Raw genomic sequence first — 19645 nt, 5'->3', positions numbered from 1 at the left:
AATCGCGCTTTCAGTTTCGCGCAGGGCTGGGGGCGGACGCGGAGCGCGGGGCTGCGGGCAGCGCGCCCACGCGAGGCGCTAGGCCGTGGGCTTCGGTGGGTCTGGCAGCTCGCAAACGTCCTCGAAGTGCGTAATGCCTGCATAGGGTGCCAGGCGAGGATCCGCCATGAGCGCGCGAGCCTCCTCGGCCCTGCCCCAGTAGTGCATGGGGAAGAGCGCATGGGTGCCGACGACGTCCATGAATGCGGCGATTCCTGCCGTCGGGTCCTCGAGGCGCGGATCGATTGGAACAAACGCCAGGTCAACGGGGCCGTGAGCAATGCGCTCCAACTCTGTGCGGAAGAACTTCTCGGACGCCGCGTTCTGCTCGGCAGGGCGCGCCCACTGCCAGGAGTTGAGGTCACCGGAGAAGTAGATCGTGGTGCCGCACGCACGGACGAGAAACGCCACGCCCTCGTCGTTGGACTCGAGGGTCTGGACGCGGAGCGTAGTAGGGTCGGGGCCGGACGCGGCAGGCAGCTGCAGCTCGTAGGCCATGTGCGGCTCGACGGCGGTCACGCGGGCATCCGTCGGCGCGTTAGCGGCGACATCCTTGTCCAGCACGTAGCTCACGTTGGGGAACTGCTCGCGAAGCGGCCAGATGCACTGACCGTAGTGGTCGTGGTGCTCGTGCGAGACAAACACGACGAGCGGCAGGCCGTGGCGAAGCTGGGGAAGCTCACCCGTGTACCAGTCGAAGAGCAGCGTGCAGGCCGAGAGCTCGACCGCAAAGCCGCTGTGGTAGATGTGCGTGACGCGCATGAGACCTCCTCCGTTGGGGCGTCCCGCCAGAAACGAGGACGGGACGCGATGCGATTCTAGACGGTTACTCCGCCCAGAAGACGCGGCCGTCCTTACGCGCGGGCTGAGGCTTCTCGGCGTCGGGGTAGCCGATGACCACGTGGCCAATGCCCTCGTAGTCGCCCTCCACACCAAGGCTTGCCAGCAGCTCCTTGTAGCGGGGCTCCTCGAACTCCTCCTTGGCGCGGTGAATCCAGTGGCCGCCCAGGCCAAGTGACTGCGCCGCGAGCAGCATATTCTCGATGGTCGCCGAGCCGTCGTACACGCGCGTGGGCATGGCAGCGGGGGCGAGAACCACGAGGACGACGGGTGCGCCGTAGAACGGGTCCATGCTCTCGGGTGCGCCCATGATGCGGCGGTTCTCCTCGGCCAGCTCGTCGTGCAGCTTGCGGTTGGTCACCGCCACGATGATGGGCGACTGCTTGCCCATGCCAGACGGCGCCCAAAGGCCAGCCTCGATGACGCGCTCGACAAGCTCGCGCGCGACGGGAACCTGCTTGAACCGTGGGGTGCTACGGCGCTCACGGATGCACTTCTCGACCTCGTTCATGGCTCCTCCAATGCAGTTGGAAACGCTCGGCCCACCCGGTGGCAGGTCTCGCTTCACCATTTTCTTCCCAAACCGTTGTCTGGGATATCAGAACAGCACTTGCCGCCGGTAACAGCGCTTGCCGCCGGTAACTGCGCTTGCAGCCGGTAATGGGTGTCCGCGAGGGCGGTCACATTTCATACGCCAGCACTGCGGAAACGCCCCCTCCGGCGAGGAAATGACGCCGGAGCACAGGCTGCCGACGGGATTCCGTACGAGATACGCCCTCCGGAGAGGAAATGACGCCGGAAAAGGGAGTTCGTACGGAATCCCGTCTGAAACCCACCTTCGGGCGCCGTTTTCTCGCCGGAGCGAGGGTTCTGTGCACCGGCTGCCATAGCGAGCCTCCCGGAGCCGTCACGGGGGCCGCCTCGGGGGCCGTCACGGGGGCCGTCTCGCCCTCTCCCCACGTAGATTATCGCCATTTCTTAATCGTCGCTTACGTTTGCCCAGTTGTCGCGTATCGGTTTTAAGAAATGGCGATAAACTACGCAAGCCGGGGCATTACGGTAACTACGCAAGCCAGGGGCATTGCCCAAAAGACGGACCAAGCAGGATCACGGGCAGGCCGAGAAGGCCCCCGGGCACCGCTTGGGAAGCTCGTATGTCCAAGTCTCCGGTTCGTGGCAGTTTGTGGAAAACGTTTGATATGAGTGCCTACAAGTGTCAATTCTCTGACCTGCGGTTGAACAAACATTGAACCGTCTTGTACTTGAGGTACCCTCGAAAAACTGCCACCAACCGGCAATACGCGCCAACGAGCCTCGCGGAGAGGGGCAAGCTCTCGGAGGGCTAGGCAAGCCCTCGCAGGGGCCAAGCGACCCCCCTCAGCCGGCGCTTACGCAGCCACTTGCTGGGCGAGAAGCACTGCACCCATGCCCAGGCCGGCGCTCAGCATTACGTACACCACAGCAATCAGCGGCTCGCCGCGCTGCACCAAGCCAACGCTTTCCAGCGCAAACGTGGAGAACGTGGTGAAGCCGCCGCAAAGGCCCACCTTGAGGAAGAGGACGAGCCGCGAGTCAAGCTCGTGGCCTGCGGCAACGGTGGCAACGATAAGCCCAATCACAAACGCGCCGACAACGTTCGTGAGAAGTGTCGCCAGCGGGAACCCCGCATCCCCGACGCTCTTGAACGGCGCAAGCGAGATGAGGTAGCGGAGAAGCGAGCCGAGCGCTCCCCCAGCGCAGACGGCAAGGCAGTCAAACAGCACAGGCATGGTCGCGACCTTCCAGACGAGACGGGCGAGGTTCCGCCCAACGCAGAAGCCATCAGCACCATGCGGTTTGGCGGGCACGCCCGCCGGGGAGGCCTCATTCCCCAGCCGGCAGCGTAGCACAGCAGGCGGATGCCCGTCCTTCTCGCCTACGCCATGCGACTTCGGCTCCGCGTTACCAAGGCTTAACAAAAATGGGGGTTGCGGTGGCGGACGTAACGGGCGTAAAGTGTGCGCCAACGAGCACGAGCCGCCCACGCGGCAGGATTCACGAGAGGAGCGCAGAGATGAACCGCATCGCCACGAACGTCGCACGTACGTCCATGAACTGGTGGTGGCGCGATTCGCAAGCGGTCGGTCGATCGTGAGTCTCTCGCGCCATACATTCGCGACTTAAGAGGGCTCCCGGTTTGACCGGGGGCCCTCTTTCTTGTTCCAGCACACCCTACGAGCAATTCCAAACCACACCAAGCGCCACAACCAGAAAGGAACCAACCATGTCCGAGAACACCAACACCAAGCAGGCCCGCACCGTCACCTCCGAGGATCACGGCAAGCTGGACGTCCGCGCCCTCGTGCTTCTCGCCGTGCTCCTCGCCGCCGGGTTCATCCTCAACTTCACCGTGGGCAAGGCCATCTCCAGCGTCTCCGGCGGACTCATCAGCCCCGAGTTCATCATCTCGGCCTTCTGCCTCACCATCCTGGTAGTGCGACCCAACGTCGCCCAGGCGCTGGTCATCGGCCTCATCTCCGCCGCCGTGATCCAGATCACCACCACCTCGCCCTTCGTCGACTTTGCCGCCGAGGGCGTGGCCGCCATGCTCATGGCCGTCATCGTGAGCGCCGGCATGCGCGGAGGCGCCAAGAAGTTCGTCCCCGCCATTGGCACCTTTGTCACCACCGTGGTCTCTGGCGTCATCTTCATGATCATCCGCATCGCCATGGTCGGCGCCGCCCAGGAACTCGCCGCCGCCATGCTCCCCGTGGTCTTTGCGACCGCCGTCTTCAACGCCATTCTCGTCCAGGCGCTCTACGTCCCCGTATGCAAGGCCCTCAAGGTCAACGCATAGCACCCACCCGCCCGCAGCCTCACCCACCGTCAGCAGCGCAACCGAAAGGAACCCACCATGTCCGAGCAGAACGCAAACCAGGCACGCACCGTCACCACCACCGAGCGCTCCGGCAAGGCCGACGTCTCCTCCCTCGTCCTTCTCGCCGTCCTTCTCGCCGCCGGCTTCATCCTCAACCTGACCGTGGGCAACGCCCTTGCCATCGTGGGCATCAAGCCGCAGTTCATCATTGCCTCCTACGCGCTGGCGATCCTGCTCTCCAGGGCCGGCTTTGGCCAGGCGGCAGTCTTTGGCCTGGTCTCCGCTGCCGTCATCCAGCTCACCACGTCCATCCCCGGTCTCAACTTTGTGACTGAGCTTGTCGCCGCGCTGGTGATGGCCGCCCTCATCCGCCGTCCCCTCAAGGTTGGCGGACGCGACATCACCCCGCTTGTCGCCGCCTTCTTGACCACGCTCGTTTCCGGCGCGCTCTTCGCCGTAGCCGGCACGCTCATCATGGGTGCGGCTCTTGGCACCGTGGTCGTCAAGATCCCCCTCGTCCTGGGCACCGCCGTCTTCAACGCCGTCGTGGTGCAGGCGCTCTACTTCCCCCTCAAGAAGGTCCTCAAGAAGTAGTTCGTCTACGATAGTGAACCGCGCGTGAGGCAAAGGGACAGTCCCTTTGCCTCACGCATGGGGCAGGGACGCTCCTTGCCCCCACTCCAGCATTGATATGAGACAAGGGGACTGTCCCTCTGTCTCACGAAAGGCTCTTATGACCGCACGGGAAGAAAAGCCCATCATCGAGATGAGCCACATCACGTTCTCCTACGACGCACCGGCCGAGGGAGGCGCCGAGAACAGCGAGGACGCCGCGCTGCGCGACGTGTCGCTGAGCATCGGCGCGGGCGAGTTCGTGGGCGTGATTGGCCCCTCGGGCGCCGGAAAGTCCACGCTCGCGTCCGTAATGTCGGGCGCCATCCCCCACCACTACCGCGGCGCGCTCTACGGCGCCACGCTGGTGGACGGGCACGACACCTGCGACGTCACGCTCACCGACATCTCGCAGGTGGTGGGCAGCGTCCTGCAGGACATCGACACACAGATGGTGGCCTCGGTGGTCGAGGACGAGATGCTCTTTGGCCTCGAGAACTTTGGCGTCCCCCACGACCAGATCGAGGAGCGCGTTGCCCAGACGCTCGAGACCGTGGGCATCTCCAACCTGCGCGACCGCGAGATAGCCACGCTCTCGGGCGGACAGAAGCAGAAGGTGGCCATCGCCGCCATTCTCGCCATGCGCCCGCGCGTGCTGGTACTCGACGAGCCCACCGCCGCGCTCGACCCCGCGTCCTCGACCCTCGTCTTCGAGACGCTGCGAAAGGTCCGCGAGGAGGGCGTCACCGTGGTTGTCATCGAGCAGAAGGTGGCGCTGCTCTCGGAGTACTGCGACCGCATCCTGGTTATGAGCAAGGGGTCGCTGGTGCTGGACGGCACGCCGCGCGAGGTCTTCTCGCACGGCGACGAGCTGCGGCGCATTGGCGTCGACAGTCCGCGCGTGGCACGCGTGTACAACTCGCTTGCAAAGGACGGCCTGGTTTCCGGCGCACCGTGCCTCACCGTGTCCGAGGCGGCGGAGGTCATATCTGGCCTGGTGCAGCCCGCGTCAAAGACGAGCTGCCACGTGGCAAGCGCCGAGGAGGGAGCACGCGAGGCGGGCTTCCGCGCGGGCTCCAAGCACGTAGCCACGCCGCGCCCGCACGCCGAGGGCGCTCAGCCCGTGGTGAGCCTTGAGGACGTGAGCTTTACGTACCCGGGCGGAACGGCTTCCGTGGACCACCTGGACATGCGGGTGTATCCCGGCGAGGTCGTGGGCATTGTGGGCCAGAACGGCGCCGGCAAGACCACGCTTACCAAGCTACTCAACGGCCTGCTGCGTCCCGCGTCGGGCACCGTGCGGATGGCCGGCCTCGACACGCACGAGGTTCCCACCAGCGCGATTGCCGCGCACTGCGCGACCCTCTTCCAGAACCCGGACTACCAGCTGTGCAAGGACACCGTGCTCGAGGAGGTCGCGTTTGGCCTCACGCTCCAGGGCGTGGACGAGAAGGACGCGCGCGAGCGTGCCAGCGCGGTGATCGAGCACTTTGGGCTGCCCGCAGACGAGGCGCCCTTCTCGCTCTCGCGCGGCCAGCGGCAAATGGTGGCACTGGCATCCGTGGTGGTGATGGAGCCGGAGGTGGTGCTTCTCGACGAGCCTACGAGCGGCCTTGACTACCGCGAGTGCATGACCGTAATGGACACGGTAAGCAAGATGGCCGAGCGCGGCTGTGCCGTAATCATGGTCTGCCACGACATGGAGGTCGTCTCGGACTTTGCCGAAAGGATCGTGGTCATGGCAAACGGGCGCATCCTCGACCGCGGCGGCACACTCGAGATGTTCTCCAACGCCAAGCTCATGCAGGAGGCAAGCGTGAGGGCGCCGCAGGTCATCGAGCTGTCCGAGGTTCTCGCACGCGATCTTTCGCCCGAGTTTGCCGGAATCAGCCAGGTCTCTGGCATAGTCGACCTCACCGAGGAGATGGTTCGCCGTGGTTAACGTGATCGACTACGTGCCGGGAGACACCCTGCTGCATCGGCTGAACCCCGTGACCAAGCTAGGCATTGCCGCGGCAATCATCATTGCGATTTTCCTGGCCGACACCTACCCCATGCTGCTGGGGCTTCTCGTCCTCACCTTTGCGCTGGGCGCCTACGCGCATGCCACGTCCAAGCTGGTCTCGCTGCTCAAGCTGCTTGTGCCGCTTGCGGTGGTGATGCTTCTGCTGCAGACGGCGTTTGTGCGCGGCGGCGAGCCAGTGTTTGCGTGGATGACCACGGAGGGCCTGGTCACGGGCAGCAAGGCATGCCTGCGCCTGATGGGCGTGGCGCTGCCGCTCATCCTCATGCTGAGCGTGACCAAGCTCAACGACCTGGCAAACGCCTGCGTCGAGGTGCTGCACATTCCGTATCGCTACGCGTTCACGTTCACCACGGCGCTGCGCTTTGTGCCCGTGTTCAGTCAAGAGATGAACGCGATCATGGAGGCGCAGACCGCGCGTGGCGTTGAGTACGACACCAAGAACCCCATCCGCAAGCTGCAGCTCATGCTGCCGCTGTGCGTGCCACTGCTGGTGAGCTCGGTGGGAAAGACCGATGCGACGGCGCTTGCCGCCGAGCAGCGCGGCTTCTACCTGCGCACGCGCGAGAGCAGCTACAAGCGCTACCCCATGGTGGGACGCGATGTGGTAGTGCTGGTTGCGTGCGCTGCGCTGGTGGTTGCCGGCGCGCTGCTGTAGGGGCAGCGGGGCGACGCGGTGGCGCGCGGGTCCGGCGGCGCGGGGGTTCGGCGGCGCGGGGGTTCGGCGGCGCCGGAAGGCCAGTATCCGCAGCTACAGCGACTAAAACTCCCCTTCGGGCGTCAAATTGACGCCCGAAGGCGCATCTCGTACGGAATCCCGTCTAAAACCCTCGCTTGGGCGCCGTTTTGACGCCCAAAGGCACGTTTCCGCAGCTACAACGTATAAAACTCTCCCTCCGGCGCCAGATTCTCGCCGGAGGGAGGGTTTTCTTCACGCCGCCGAAAGAAGCCCCTAGAGCTTCTCGTCCAGGCCGTGGAGCATATCGGCGGACTTTCTCAGCGCCTCAAGCTCCTCAGGCAGCAGGTCGATCTCCACGATCTCCTTGGCGCCCGTGCTGTCGACGATCGTTGGCACCGAGATAAACGTGTCGTGGATGCCATACTGCCCGTCGAGGTACACCGAGACAGGCATGATTCGGTTCTCGTCGAAGAGGATCGACTTGGCGATGGACGCCGTGCTCGACGCAATGCCGTAGCAGGTGTTTCCCTTGCGGCTAAAGATGTCCCAGCCGGCCTGCACCGTGCGCTTGCGCAGCTCGTCGCGGGTGACACCGCGCGTGCGCGAGGCGTTGTCGCGCAGGACGTCGTCCACGCGCTTGCCGCCGATGGTCGCGCTGTTCCACGAGACGATCTCCGAGTCGCCGTGCTCGCCTAGCACGAATGCCTCGACACTGTTGGATGCTAGATCGTACATGTCGGACAGCGCGCGGCACAGTCGCGCGGAGTCGAGGAAGGTACCGGAACCAATCACGCGCTCGTGCGGCAGGCCAGAGACTTTCCAGGTGTAGTAGCTCATCACGTCAACGGGGTTCGATACCACCAGGAAGATGCCGTCAAAGCCCGACGCCATGACCTGCTCGACCACCGAGCGCACCACACCAAGGCTGGGCTTGAGCATCTCGAGGCGGTCGTTGGAGTCCTTGGGCATGGGTGCCGCCGCGGTGACAATGACAATGTCTGCGTCTGCACACTCGCTGTAGTCGCCGGCGTGCACGTTGACGTTGCGGTTCATGAAGAAGACCGAGTCACGCATGTCGAGCGCCTCGCCCACCGCGTGCTCGTGGTTCACGTCGATGAGGCACACGTCACCGCAAAGCCCCTGGTTGATGATGCTGAACGCGGTAGTGGACCCCACCTTGCCAGCGCCTACGATAACGACTTTGGTGTCCTTGAAGCTCATGTGGTTCCCCTTTCTGGCTCGCGGACGCTTGGGCTGCCGGGCAATGCCAGGGGCCAGCGCCACGCGACGAGCCTAGCCCCACGAGCAGGCGCACTCAAGACCGCTCACGATTCCTTGCAGCATGAGCGCAACCGGCATGCTGGGAGTTGCCTTGGCCAGATGGCATGCCTGCTCGGGCGAGTTGGGAACGTGCACAAAGCCGGCACGCGCCGTAGACTGGGATGCCGCGAGCGCATTGAGCACCGAGAAGAGCACCGCATTGCAAACGTAGGTCCCCGCGGAGTACGAGACGGCGGCAGGCACGCCGGCGTCGACCATCGCCTGTGCCATCGCACGAACGGGCAGCGTCGAGAAGCGTGCGTCCGGCGCGCCTGCCAGGAGGCGCGTTGCCTGGGGCTGCTCGCCGTCGTTATCGGGGATGCGTGCGTCCGCGTAGTTGATGCCCACGAACTCCGGCGTCACCTTGGCGCGGCCGCCCGCCTGTCCTACGCAGAGCACAATGGAGGGGTTCTCGCGCTGGATTGCTGCAAGGACCGCGGCGGGCCCACGGTGGAAGGACACGGGAATGCGCTCGCGCACCACCGCATGGCCTGCGATGACCTGCGGGAGCGCCTTTACCACCTCCCACGAGGGGTTTGTTTGCTCGCCACCAAAGGGCTCGAAGCCCGTGACCAAGATTTTCTCCATGCGCGTTGACCTCCTTTGACTTGGCGAGAAGCGCCCCCCTGGAACGCACTAGGGCTTGAAGGTTATTCCCACGCCGACAAAGGGCTTCCAGCCGTGCTTGCCAGCGGCCTTGCGGCGGTAGTTCTCCTCTGCCTCCTCACGGTCTGCCTCGTCGCACATGCGCTTGTACTCCTCAAAGTCAAGCTCTCCCCTGCGGTACTGCTCGTATGCCTCTTCCAGCTCTTCGTCGGTGTAGCGTGCCATGGCAACCTCCCGTCCTGAAGCAACGCGCCGAAGCCTCTGCCTCGGTTTTCTCGACTATACCCGACGGACACGACATAAATAAGAGGCTCAGGGATGGAAGGCATGGAGCACGGAAAGGAACTCCGTGCGGTCGAGAAATGGCGCCCTAGCAGTAGAGCAGAGCGGCGTTCGAATGAACGAACTCATCGAAGAAAGCCAACTCATCCTTAGAGAAACTGCCTTCCCATGGAGTCCAGGTATACAAAGGCAACTCGCACCTTATGGAGTCAAAGCCGCTCTCCGTGGGCCTCTCGAAATGAACCAGAACTTTATCGATGCCGTCCTCATGAATCAGGTCAGAATGTACAACTTCGGTTCCGTCATCAAACGTGAGATAGGGATGCATCACGGCAATCGCCTCCATTCGATGGGCATAACGATTGGCTTGATCATGATTATAGCCAGCAACGGCATGCCCCCTTTCCAGCGCTGTAACCATGCGGCTTGGCATGTAACGTAAGGGCCTCGGTTCCGCGGATCCTCGCTGGTTAGAGTGTCGTAAGCGATACAGATTCGGCTGCGAATGTGTATCGACTTGCCACACATTCGTTGCCCGAATCTGTAGCGACCTGCGCGGGATACAGATTCGGGTCCAAACCTGTATCGCACCGTCCCACATTCGTCGCTCAAATCTGAGGCACCTCTCGGCAGCGCGTCACGCAAATGCGTAGCTGGTCATCGATATCGCGCCGAGGTTGCGTACGTCATTGAAGACCTCAGGCTTCTCGCCCTCGGACGCTCCGAGCACCGTGAGCAGCGGCAGGTAGTGATCGGGCGTGGGCACGGCGTATGCCGCATGCGGCAGCTGCTGGTAGTTGATGACCTTCTCGTCGTCGCGCGCCTCCACGGCCGAGCGCACCGCAGCGTCAAACTCGTCACAGGCCTTGGTGCCTGCGGGGTTGTCCCACTCGACCTCGCGCAGGTTGTGCACCACATTGCCGCTTCCCAGCACCACAAAGCCCTCGTCGCGCAAAGGGGCCAGGCGTCGGCCCAGGTCGTAGGCGTAGCGCGCGTCGCCAAGCGCGTTCACCGAGAGCTCCACCACGGGCACGTTGGCCGCAGGCAGCATGTGGTAGAGCGGGGTCCACACACCGTGGTCGATGCCCCAGGTGTCGTCCACCATGACGTCGCTGCCGAGAAGCTCCTGCACGCGCGCCGTGAGGCCCGCGTTGCCAGCGGGGCGATACTTGATTGCGTAGAGCTCCGGCGGGAAGCCGTACATGTCGTTCACCTGGCGCGGCGTGGGGTCGCTCTGCACCAGCGTGCCGCGCGTGAACCAGTGCGCCGAGACGGCGAGAATCGCGCGCGGCGCGTCTGCCAGGACCTTCTCGCCCATCGCGCGCAGGCCGTGCGCCACCTCGTCGTCGCGGAGCGCCATCATGGGATCGCCGTGACCCACGAACACTGCCATCTGCCTCTTGTCTGCCATATTGTCCTCCATCGCTACTAGGTATCTTCTTTATACCAATCATCTGCCACCCATACTACACGCCGATAAATGCTATGCAAGAGGTATCTTTTGGCATACCAAGGGATACGCCGTGCTTGCGCTCTGGCAAGACACGGTTCTCGGAACTACAATAAGGCCCGCTATATACCCCACCCCCGTACGGAGGCACCGATGAGAGGCATCCAGGACACCTGCAAGATTGCCGTGGTGCAGTCGCACCCAAGGCCGTTCGACCGAGACGCCTGTCTGGCCGGGGCTATCGAGGCAATCCAGCGCGTGGCAGAGGAGCACCCCAGCGACCTCGTGGTGCTGCCGGAGCTTCTCATCCCCGGCTATCCGCATGGTCTGACCTTTGGTTTTGTGGTTGGAGCGCGCGAGCCCGGCAGCAAGGAGCTGTGGAAGCGCTACTACGACGGCTCGGTTGTGGTGGGCGGTCCCGAGACCAAGGCGCTGGCCGCCGCGGCGCGCGAGACGAGCGCATGGGTGAGCGTGGGCGTCTCCGAGCGCGACGCCACGTCCGGCACGCTCTACAACACCAACCTGGTCTTTGCGCCAGACGGGCGCCTCGACGCGTGGCACCACAAGCTCAAGCCCACCGGCGCCGAGCGCCTGGTGTGGGGCGACGCGCAGGACCACTACTTCCCCGTGAGCCAGACGCCGTGGGGTCCCATGGGCACGCTCATCTGCTGGGAGAACTACATGCCGCTGGCGCGCGCGGCGCTGTACCAGAAGGGCGTGGCCATCTATCTGGCCCCCAACACCAACGGAAACCCCGAGTGGCAGGCGACGGTCGAGCACATCGCCATCGAGGGCCGCTGCTTTGTGGTGAACTGCGCGCCATACCTGCTGCGCGACGACTACCCTGCGGACCTTCTCGCATCGCCCGAGATAGCGCGCCTGCCCGAGGTGGTGTATCGCGGCGGGTCGAGCGTGGTCGACCCGTTTGGACACCCGGTGCCCGGCGCGGAGCCGCTCTGGGACACCGACGGCATCCTCTACGCCACGCTCGACATGCAGCAAGTGCCAGCCTCGAAGTGGGAGTTTGACCCCGTGGGACACTACGCGCGCCCCGATGCCGTGCGACTTGAGGTGAACGACATCTAGCGGGGCGGCAGCGTGGGATTGAAGTTGCCCGGCAACGGGATTCCATTGCCGGGCAAATTAATCCCGCCGCCAGAAATAGGCTCTCGGGCGACATTTTCTCGCCGGAGGGCGCATTCTTGCAGCGGGTGAGTACGAGATGCGCCCATCGGCACCGAAATGACGCCGGAGCAAAGGGTTCCGACGGGATTCCGTACGAGATGCGCCCATCGGTGCCGAAATGACGCCGGAGCAGGGCTTTCGTCCGCTATCGCTGCGGGAATGTGCCCTCCGGCGTCATGAGGTGCCGCCGAGAACGCCCGTCCTCCTCTCCCGCCTAGGGCCTCTCTCATAGTTTGGCCTGGCGGACCGCCAGAACGACTACATGCGCAGCTATTCGGGCGGCATTGCCCAGCGCCTCAAAATCGCCCGCGCCATGATGCACGCGCCCAAGATCCTCTTCCTGGACGAGCCCACCACCGGCCTTGACCCCAACTACCGCGAGATCCTCTGGCGCGAGATGCTCAACCTCAACCGGGAGGCCGGAACCACCATCTTCCTCACCACACACTACATGGAGGAGCCCGAGCGCCTGGCACGCCACATGGTAATCGTGAACCATGGGCAGATCGTGGCCAAGGGTACCTCCCCCGAGCCCAAGGCCCTGGTCCCCACGCTGGAGTGGAGCGTGATCGGCATGGTCGCGGCCATCGCGCTGATGGGCGGCTTTGGCTTTAGGCGCTTCCACCGTATGGTCGTGGGCGCACAGAAGTAGGGCGGAAGCGCTGGCGCACGAGAAGCACTTCTCGCACGTGTCGGCTGCCAAAACTCGCCCTCAGGCGAGAAAACGGCGCCCGAGCGAAGGTTTCGTACGGAATCCCGTCCAAAACCCGCGCTCGGGCGTCAAATCTGCGCCTGAAAGGCACTTTCGGTACTCGCCAGCTGCCAAAACGTGCTCTCCGGCGTCACCGTACGCCAGGGGGCACGCCTCGCTGTACCACAGCGCGAGAAGGGGCTACGCCTCGAGGCTCCACTTCCATGCGGGAACAATTCGCACGCGCCGTCCGGATTCCAGCACTGCCTCGCCATCCTCCCTGAGCGTAATCACAACGCCGTTGGGCATGCCGGTGCGCCCCATTGCAACCTCAAGAGACCCAAGCTCCCGCCGCCGTGTCTTGGGGATCTCCATGCCCGCCGTCACCTGGATAAGCTCGCAAGGAGAGGAAGCGAGGACGTCCCCCACAAGGAAGTCGACCTTCTCACGCCGTGCGGTTGGGGCGGTAAACGAGGTGACCGTCTCCGCCCTGCCGCCCCGCGTCCTTCGGCCCAGCTCGGCAAAGACCGCCGTCTCAAGGCGCTTTCCCACATCCTGTTGATTGGCCCGCGAGCAGGCGTACGTCATACCGGCATCCGCCGCATACACTTTCTGAATGGCCGTGGAGTCAGGCGAGAGCGACGTGGAATGCTCGGGCAGAAGCGACAGAAGATGCGCCTGGCAGAAGAGGCGAACCGTCTCGTTGACCGTTTCCCACGAGGTTTTGTATCCAACCTCTCTCAGGGCCTCCACCAGCCGATTGACCGAGAGCTCGCAACCGGTGTTTCTCAGGCAGAAGAGAGCCACCTGGTTTGCCAGGGCAATGCCAACCCGCCCGTAGCGCTCGACCACGTCACGCACAACGACGTCGCGCACGTACGCCTGTAGGAGGGCAATCCTTCCCTCTGGCTCCATCCGCTGGACCCCCGGGAAGCAGCCGATGACAAGAAACTGGTCGTAGGCAGACTCAAGTGCCGTCCTCATCTGCGGCGAGACGGCACCCGTATCCCTTAGCTCGTCTGCGCTTGGCGTTTGGATGCCCTGGAACGCGCAGAACTCCCTGAACGAGAGGGGGTGCATTGGATGTTCCAGGGAGCGTCCCCGGAACCCTGAGGCGATCTCGTCCGCCGACAGCTTTGAGGAGGAGCCCGTAATGACCAGGGTTACCTTCTCGCGCTCCGCCACGCGCTGGCAGAATCCCTGCCAGTCGTCTGCCTCCTGAACCTCGTCGAGGAAGAGATAGCACCCCTCGCTGCGCGCGGCGGGCACCTGGCGCCAGTACTCCTCGATTACGTCGTTGAGCAGGGTTGGAGGGGCGGGCCGCAGGCGATCGTCGGCAAAGTTGAAGTAGAAGACGCGATCCCTTTGGACCCCGCTGGCGAGAAGTCCATTGATGAGTTGGAAGGCAAAGAACGTCTTCCCGCATCTGCGGATTCCCGTGATGATGTGCACGAGGTTGAACGGAGCCGGCTTGGGAAGCGCGCCCACGATTTCCTGTCGCTCGACTACCTTTGGAAAGGCAAACTCCCTTGCCTCTCGCACGAGCGCTGCGTAGTCCCGATTCGTTAGCGACATCGCTGCTCCTTAGATACTTCTCTTCATTGAAGAGAAGTTTATCAGAAGACTTCGTCTTGCTGACGAGAAGTGAGAAGCGGCCGCTGCCAGAACGTACCCTCCGGCGTCACGCGAGAATGCAGCGGGATTCAGTTGCCGGGCAATGGAATCCCATTGCCCGGCAAATCAATCCCATTGCCCGGTAAATCAATCCCATCACGCACGGTAGTAGTACACCGCGATCTGGGTGCGGTTGCGCAGACCCAGCTTGGCGAGAATGGCCGAGATGTGATTGCGCACCGTGCCCTCGCTCATGTAGAGCGCGGCAGCAACCTCCGCGTTGCTCATCCCGTCGGCAATGGCGCGCACCACCTCGCGCTCGCGCTCGGTGAGGCCGCACATCTCGGGCTCCCCTCGCCGCGGCCGCGTACCATCGGCCGAGAGCGCGGCGGCCCTCGCCAGCACCTCGCCCTCGAGCACGCTCTGCCCTGCCATCACGGACCGCAGCGCCGGCGCGATGGTCGCCACGTCCTGCTTGATGAGGTAACCACGCGCCCCCAGACGCAGCGCCCGCACGATGTAGTCGTCGTCGGAGAACGTGGTGAGGAAGACCACGCGCGCCGCAGGATCGGCGGCAAGGATCTTCTCCGCAGCGCTCAGGCCGTCACCGCCCGGCATCTGGATGTCCATGAGTGCCACGTCAGGCGAGCAGGACGAGTAGAGCGAGACGGCCTCCTCCCCGCTGGTACCCGTTCCCACCACCTCGACGTCCGGCTCCGCGCCGAGGATGGTCGCCAGCGAGCGCACCACAATGGCGTCGTCGTCCACCACGATGACCCTCATGCCTGCAGCCGCGTCCGCCCTCGTGCTGTCGCTCATGCCTGCGGCCGCATCTGCCCTCATACCGTCACTCATGCCTGCCCCTTCCTGGGAATGGACGCAAACACCGAGAAGCGCTGTCCGTCCGAACCCACCAGAAGCGTTCCGCCAAGGCCCTCCACGCGCTCGCGCATGCCGCGCAGCCCCATGCCGCGCCCCTCGAGGCCAGCGGCGTCCGCCGGCACGTCACCGTCATTCTCGACGCGCAGCTGCCAGAGGCCCGGCAGTCCCGTAACCCGCACCGTCGCGTAGCTGGCGCGCGCATGACGGGCCGCGTTCGTGAGCGCCTCGCGCGTCACGGCGACAAGGCAGCGACTCACCTCGGCGGGCGGCGCGCCCTCAAGCCCACAGTCCACGTCCACGTGCGCGATGCCGCTCTGGCCGGCCAGCCGGTTGAGCTCCACACCCACGTCGACGGCCGAGTCCTCCAGCGCGTGGACACTCGCGCGCATGGAGGTGAGCGCCTCGCTCAGGCCGTCCGAGAGCTCGCCCAGCTCGCGGACGGCTGCAGCGTCGTCGCGATGCACCACCTTGAGGGCCTCGACCTCCAGCACCAGACGGGTGAGCTGGTGTCCCACTGAGTCGTGGATCTCGCGCGCGATGCGCGTGCGCTCGGCCAGCGCGGCGGCGTGGGACTCGTAGGCGCGCGCGTCTTCAAGCTCGCGGTTCTTCTCGCGCAGGTCGATGACCTTGTCCTGAAGGTCGTCCTGCAGGGCGTGGAGCTGGCGTTCAAGTCCAACGGCGCGACCGCAACGCCGCGAGAGCGCCATCGAGCAGGCCACCAGGGCGAGAAGCACCACCGCCGCACCGGCAGGCACGCCAGCAGCCCACGCCCACACAACGCAGCACGGCGCCAGCGCCAGCGCCCAGCGCGAACGAAGGCGGGGCAGGTCGTAGCAGGCAAGCGGCAACGCCACCCACGCGTCCGGCACCAGCGCGGCAAGCGCGCACGCAACGCAGCACAAGGCCTCGGCAGCTCCCGCCCGGCGCCCGTGCGCAAGCTCGAAGCCGGCGCTCGCGCCCACGGCGGCGAGCAGCGCCACCACGCGCACGGCATCCACCTCGCCGTCCAGCACCACAAGGGCCAGGCAGGCGAGAAGCACCACGCACTTGTCGGCAATTCTCTCCATAGCCGCAATTATACGGACGCCACGCAATTCTCCGCCCCTCCCGCCGACAGTCGGGCAAAGCCATGACATTTGTCACGCCCAACCGGTGCAACCGGTGACTCCGCTCACTTCCCGCCCGACGCACACCGCGCGACACTGTTCCCAAGGCAGACGAGAGGAGCCCACATGGCGTCTAACGAGGCGGTCGTTCGCATCCGCAACCTGGTCAAGCGCTACGGGGAGCTGGTGGCCGTGGACCATCTGTCGCTTGACATCGTCCCTGGCGAGGTGTTTGGGCTTCTCGGCCCCAACGGCTCGGGCAAGACCACGACCATCAACTGCATCCTGCAGCTCCTCTCGTACGACCACGGCGAGATTGAGCTCTTTGGCCAGCCCATGCGCCCCACCAGCTACCAGCTCAAGCGCCGCATTGGCGTGGTGCCGCAGGAGGTCGCCGTCTTCGACGAGCTCACCGTGCGCGAGAACGTGGACAGCTTCTGCGCGCTCTACGTGAGCGACCGTGCGCGCCGCCGCGAGCTGGTGGATGCGGCCATCGACTTTGTGGGTCTCCAGAAGTTCGAGGGCTTCCGTCCCAAGAAGCTCTCCGGCGGCCTGCTTAGGCGCCTCAACATCGCCTGCGGCATCGCGCACCGACCGGAGCTCATCATCATGGACGAGCCCACCGTGGCCGTGGACCCGCAGAGTCGCGAGTCCATCCTCTCGGGCATCGAGCGCCTCAACGACGAGGGCGCCACGGTAATCTACACCTCGCACTACATGGAGGAGGTCGAGCGGCTCTGCTCGCGCATCATGATCATGGACCACGGGCGCAGCGTGGCAAGCGGCACCGCCGACGAGCTCAAGGGCATGATTGGGACAGGCGAGAAGATCTCGGTGGAGGTGGGCGAGATGGGCGACGCAACGCTCGAGCGTGTGCGGTCACTCCCCCACGTGCGCGCGGCCGAGATGGACGCGAGCGTGCTGCACGTGCAGTGCACCTCGGGCGCGCACAACCTGGCGGACGTTCTGGGCGTGCTCTCGGGGGCGGGCGTCTCGTACGGGCGCGTGCTCTCCGAGCCGCCCACGCTGAACGACGTCTTCCTCGAGATCACTGGCCGCGCCCTGCGCGACGAGGCCTAGGGGGCAACCATGCTCGCAAGCCTAAGGAACAGCGTGCTCTCGCTCGTGCGCGACAAGGCCCTCCTTGTGTGGGTGCTGGCCTTCCCCATCATCATGACCTGCATCTTCATGGGCATGTTCTCGGGAATCGAAGACGCCTACACCGCAGTGGGCTCCACGCTGGGCGTGGTACGCGACGAGAGCTACACGGCTGCCATCGGACTGGACGAGACAATCCAGGCAATCTCGGACGCCTCATCCGATCAGCACATTTGCGACGTGACCTACTACGAGAGCGCCGCGGAGGCGAAGGCCGCGGCAGACGCGGGCGAGGTTGACGCCTACCTCACGGTGGACGGCGAGGGCACGCCGCGGCTCAACGTTACCCACGCGGGCATCGCCGAGAACGGCAGCCTCCCCACCTCGTTTCTCGTCGAGGTTCTCGACTTCTACCTGCACGCGCGAAACGCCGTCGAGAAGGTCGCGGTCACGCGGCCGGAGCTTCTCGCCACGGGCGATGCCCAAAGCGCCTTTACCGGCAACGCCGTCCAGACGGTGCAGCTCTCCGCAACCAAGAACCCGCCCAGCGCCGACGCACGCTACTACTACGCGCTTCTCGCCATGGCCGCCGGCATGGGAGCCACCGCCGCTATGGACTCGGTGCGCCGGCTTCTCCCCACCGCGGGGCCGCTAGGCGCCCGACAGACGCTCGCCGCCGTGCCTCGCTGGCGCATGCTCGTGGGAGCGCTTCTCGGCGCGTGGCTTTGCCAGCTTGCGTGCCTGCTTGCGGCGACCCTCTTCATGTGGGGCGTTGCGGGCGTTCCCTTTGGCGACAACGTCCCCGGGGTGGTTGGCGCGCTTGCGGCATCGTCGCTCATGGCGTGTGCGGCCGGTGCTCTCTGCGGAACCGTCACGCACATGGAGACGGGCATGATATCCGGCATTACCTGCCTGCTCTCGCTCTTCACGGGCCTCTACGGCACTGCCTCGCAGCAGCTTGCAGACTCTATCGAGGCCACGGCGCCGGCACTTGCGCACGCAAACCCCCTCTGGCAGACAACCAACTGCTTCTACTCGCTGCTGTACTACGACACGCCCAGCGCATTTCTCGAGAGCTTCGTCGCCCTGCTGATAATGGCGCTCGTTTTTCTCGCCCTCGCGTCCATGCGCATGAGGAGGACCTCGTATGACCACCTTTAGGACCTACCTCAAGATCTTTCTCTCCCACCGGGTCTACATAGCCATCTACCTGGTCATGCTTTCGCTCGTAGGCGTGACTATCGGACTCTCCACAAGCTCGGCCGCCACAGGCGAGTTCCAGCCGACCTCCGTGAACGTGGCCGTCATCGACCGCGACGGCTCCGAGCTCTCGGCCGCGCTTGCGAGCCACGTGCTTGCCGGCAACAACCAGGTGGACGTGGCGGACGAGAAGCGCGCCATCCAGGATGCCGTTGCGCGCGACCAGGTGAGCTACCTGCTCGTTATTCCCGCGGGCTGGGGAGAGGGGCTGCTCGACGCGGCACGGCAGGGCACGGAGGCGCCCAACCTCGAGACGTACGTCTCGTACTACTCGGGCGCCGGCAGGCTTGTGGACGTGGAGGCCACCGGCTACGCCGACGGGCTCTACGGCATGGCGGCAACGCTGGGCGGCAGCGGGGCGGACGTGATTGCCGCCACGGACGCGTCGTGGGAGGGCTCCACCCGGGTGAGCATGATTGAGCAGGCTGCGGCACCGCTGCCGGCGAGCATCGTCGCAGCTGCGGAGTTCGCCTCGTACCCCATCTTCTCGAGCGCGATGGTCTGCATCGCGGTGCTCATGTCCTCCGTAGGACGCCAGCCCGTGCGCGACCGCAGGCTGGCCTCGCCCGAACCCGCCCATGCGCGCAACCTGGCGCTTCTCGGCGCCTGCGTCACGATTGCGCTTATCGCCTGGGCGTGGAACTTTGGCCTTGAGGTTGCGGTGCTTGGCGGCTCTGCGCTGGCGAGCTCACCCGTGCAGGTGGCGCTTGTGGGGGCAGCGCTTCTCGTCTATGCGCTGGTGTCCGCAAGCGTTGGCTTTCTCGCCGGGCAGCTTGGCGTGAGCGAGAACGCCGCCAACGCGCTTGCGAACATCCTGGGCATGGTGATGTCGTTTCTCGGCGGGGCGTGGACGGGTCTCTCGCTGCTGCCCGACGAGCTTCTCGCCGTGGCGCACTTCACGCCGGCGTACTGGGTGACGCTGGTGGTGGAAGGCGCTGCCGGCATGGGCGAGGTGAGCACCGCAACGGTGCTACCGCTCGTGGGGAACCTGGGCATCTGCGCCCTGTTCGGCGTGGCCGCCGTCCTGGTAGGCCTGGCGCTGGGACGCAGCCGCTCCCGCGCCCAGGTGGCCTAGCGCCCGCGGGATTAAGTTCCCCGGCA

General features: G+C 65.0%; 20 protein-coding genes and 1 riboswitch. Of the genes, 9 read left to right on the top strand and 11 right to left on the bottom strand.

The genetic code is table 11. The features are described from left to right. Positions 1 to 78: 78 nt before the first annotated feature. From BT122_RS06505 to crcB, 3 genes are all read right to left on the bottom strand, one after another. Positions 79 to 801: an MBL fold metallo-hydrolase gene (locus BT122_RS06505; RefSeq protein WP_072355162.1), complete on the bottom strand. Its 723-nt coding sequence runs from the start codon at positions 799 to 801 to the stop codon at positions 79 to 81. Positions 802 to 865: 64 nt separating this feature from the next. Next, on the bottom strand, positions 866 to 1390 hold the full coding sequence (locus tag BT122_RS06500; protein WP_072355161.1) for a nitroreductase: 525 nt from the start codon (positions 1388 to 1390) through the stop codon (positions 866 to 868). 877 nt (positions 1391 to 2267) lie between these two features. Then, positions 2268 to 2648, bottom strand: coding sequence for a fluoride efflux transporter CrcB (gene crcB, locus BT122_RS06495; protein ID WP_072355160.1), 381 nt, complete (start codon positions 2646 to 2648; stop codon positions 2268 to 2270). A gap of 36 nt (positions 2649 to 2684) precedes the next feature. Continuing rightward, positions 2685 to 2759: riboswitch (Fluoride riboswitch) on the bottom strand. Positions 2760 to 3142: 383 nt separating this feature from the next. Between crcB and BT122_RS06490 the strand changes: the two genes are divergently transcribed. The 4 genes from BT122_RS06490 (at position 3143) to BT122_RS06475 (ending at position 7029) form a co-directional block, all read left to right on the top strand. Next, complete coding sequence (locus BT122_RS06490) at positions 3143 to 3715, top strand: hypothetical protein (protein ID WP_072355159.1); 573 nt, start codon at positions 3143 to 3145, stop codon at positions 3713 to 3715. A 57-nt stretch (positions 3716 to 3772) separates the two neighbouring features. After that, positions 3773 to 4330 carry a tryptophan transporter gene (locus BT122_RS06485; RefSeq protein ID WP_072355158.1) on the top strand — a complete coding sequence of 186 codons (558 nt, stop codon included), beginning with the start codon at positions 3773 to 3775 and terminating at the stop codon, positions 4328 to 4330. Positions 4331 to 4469: 139 nt separating this feature from the next. Continuing rightward, entirely contained in the window at positions 4470 to 6290 is a 1821-nt protein-coding gene (locus tag BT122_RS06480) for an ABC transporter ATP-binding protein (protein WP_072355157.1), read from the top strand. Further along, positions 6283 to 7029, top strand: a complete 747-nt coding sequence (locus BT122_RS06475; protein ID WP_072355156.1) for an energy-coupling factor transporter transmembrane component T family protein — start codon at positions 6283 to 6285, stop codon at positions 7027 to 7029. The genes BT122_RS06480 and BT122_RS06475 overlap by 8 nt, the downstream gene beginning before the upstream one ends. A 294-nt stretch (positions 7030 to 7323) precedes the next feature. Here BT122_RS06475 and BT122_RS06470 read toward each other — a convergent pair whose 3' ends face one another. The 5 genes from BT122_RS06470 to BT122_RS06450 form a co-directional block, all read right to left on the bottom strand. Further along, on the bottom strand, positions 7324 to 8271 hold the full coding sequence (locus BT122_RS06470) for an L-lactate dehydrogenase (protein ID WP_072355155.1): 948 nt from the start codon (positions 8269 to 8271) through the stop codon (positions 7324 to 7326). 72 nt (positions 8272 to 8343) lie between these two features. Further along, the gene (gene pcp / locus BT122_RS06465) at positions 8344 to 8958 is read right to left on the bottom strand and encodes a pyroglutamyl-peptidase I (protein ID WP_072355154.1); all 615 of its coding nucleotides are present in this window, start codon (positions 8956 to 8958) and stop codon (positions 8344 to 8346) included. Between the two features lie 48 nt (positions 8959 to 9006). Then, entirely contained in the window at positions 9007 to 9201 is a 195-nt protein-coding gene (locus BT122_RS06460) for a hypothetical protein (protein ID WP_072355153.1), read from the bottom strand. A gap of 145 nt (positions 9202 to 9346) precedes the next feature. Then, positions 9347 to 9691, bottom strand: coding sequence for a hypothetical protein (locus tag BT122_RS06455; protein WP_286130328.1), 345 nt, complete (start codon positions 9689 to 9691; stop codon positions 9347 to 9349). Positions 9692 to 9895: 204 nt separating this feature from the next. Then, positions 9896 to 10669: a dioxygenase family protein gene (locus BT122_RS06450; protein WP_072355151.1), complete on the bottom strand. Its 774-nt coding sequence runs from the start codon at positions 10667 to 10669 to the stop codon at positions 9896 to 9898. Positions 10670 to 10861: 192 nt separating this feature from the next. Between BT122_RS06450 and BT122_RS06445 the strand changes: the two genes are divergently transcribed. Both BT122_RS06445 and BT122_RS06440 read left to right on the top strand, forming a co-directional pair. Further along, a complete protein-coding gene (locus BT122_RS06445) occupies positions 10862 to 11794 on the top strand; it encodes a carbon-nitrogen hydrolase family protein (RefSeq protein ID WP_072355150.1) in 933 nt (310 codons plus the stop codon). Positions 11795 to 12131: 337 nt separating this feature from the next. Continuing rightward, entirely contained in the window at positions 12132 to 12545 is a 414-nt protein-coding gene (locus BT122_RS06440; RefSeq protein WP_286130332.1) for an ATP-binding cassette domain-containing protein, read from the top strand. A gap of 240 nt (positions 12546 to 12785) precedes the next feature. Here the strand turns inward: BT122_RS06440 and BT122_RS06435 are convergent, their stop codons facing one another. The 3 genes from BT122_RS06435 to BT122_RS06425 form a co-directional block, all read right to left on the bottom strand. Further along, a complete protein-coding gene (locus BT122_RS06435; RefSeq protein ID WP_072355149.1) occupies positions 12786 to 14159 on the bottom strand; it encodes an ATP-binding protein in 1374 nt (457 codons plus the stop codon). Positions 14160 to 14354: 195 nt separating this feature from the next. Next, a complete protein-coding gene (locus BT122_RS06430) occupies positions 14355 to 15053 on the bottom strand; it encodes a response regulator (protein ID WP_286130327.1) in 699 nt (232 codons plus the stop codon). Next, a complete protein-coding gene (locus BT122_RS06425; protein WP_083432356.1) occupies positions 15050 to 16174 on the bottom strand; it encodes a sensor histidine kinase in 1125 nt (374 codons plus the stop codon). Before BT122_RS06425 ends, BT122_RS06430 begins: the two co-directional genes overlap by 4 nt. A gap of 138 nt (positions 16175 to 16312) precedes the next feature. Between BT122_RS06425 and BT122_RS06420 the strand changes: the two genes are divergently transcribed. From BT122_RS06420 to BT122_RS06410, 3 genes are read left to right on the top strand one after another with little or no spacing between them, the layout of a single operon-like run. Next, positions 16313 to 17266 carry an ABC transporter ATP-binding protein gene (locus BT122_RS06420; RefSeq protein WP_072355148.1) on the top strand — a complete coding sequence of 318 codons (954 nt, stop codon included), beginning with the start codon at positions 16313 to 16315 and terminating at the stop codon, positions 17264 to 17266. A 9-nt stretch (positions 17267 to 17275) separates the two neighbouring features. Then, positions 17276 to 18445, top strand: coding sequence for an ABC transporter permease (locus tag BT122_RS06415; protein WP_072355147.1), 1170 nt, complete (start codon positions 17276 to 17278; stop codon positions 18443 to 18445). Beyond that, positions 18432 to 19619: an ABC transporter permease gene (locus tag BT122_RS06410; RefSeq protein ID WP_083432355.1), complete on the top strand. Its 1188-nt coding sequence runs from the start codon at positions 18432 to 18434 to the stop codon at positions 19617 to 19619. The genes BT122_RS06415 and BT122_RS06410 overlap by 14 nt, the downstream gene beginning before the upstream one ends. The last annotated feature ends 26 nt before the right edge of the window (positions 19620 to 19645 follow it).

This window comes from Olsenella sp. kh2p3 (genome assembly GCA_900119625.1).
GTDB lineage: Bacteria > Actinomycetota > Coriobacteriia > Coriobacteriales > Atopobiaceae > Tractidigestivibacter.
This window is presented reverse-complemented; position numbering and strand designations above follow the sequence as displayed.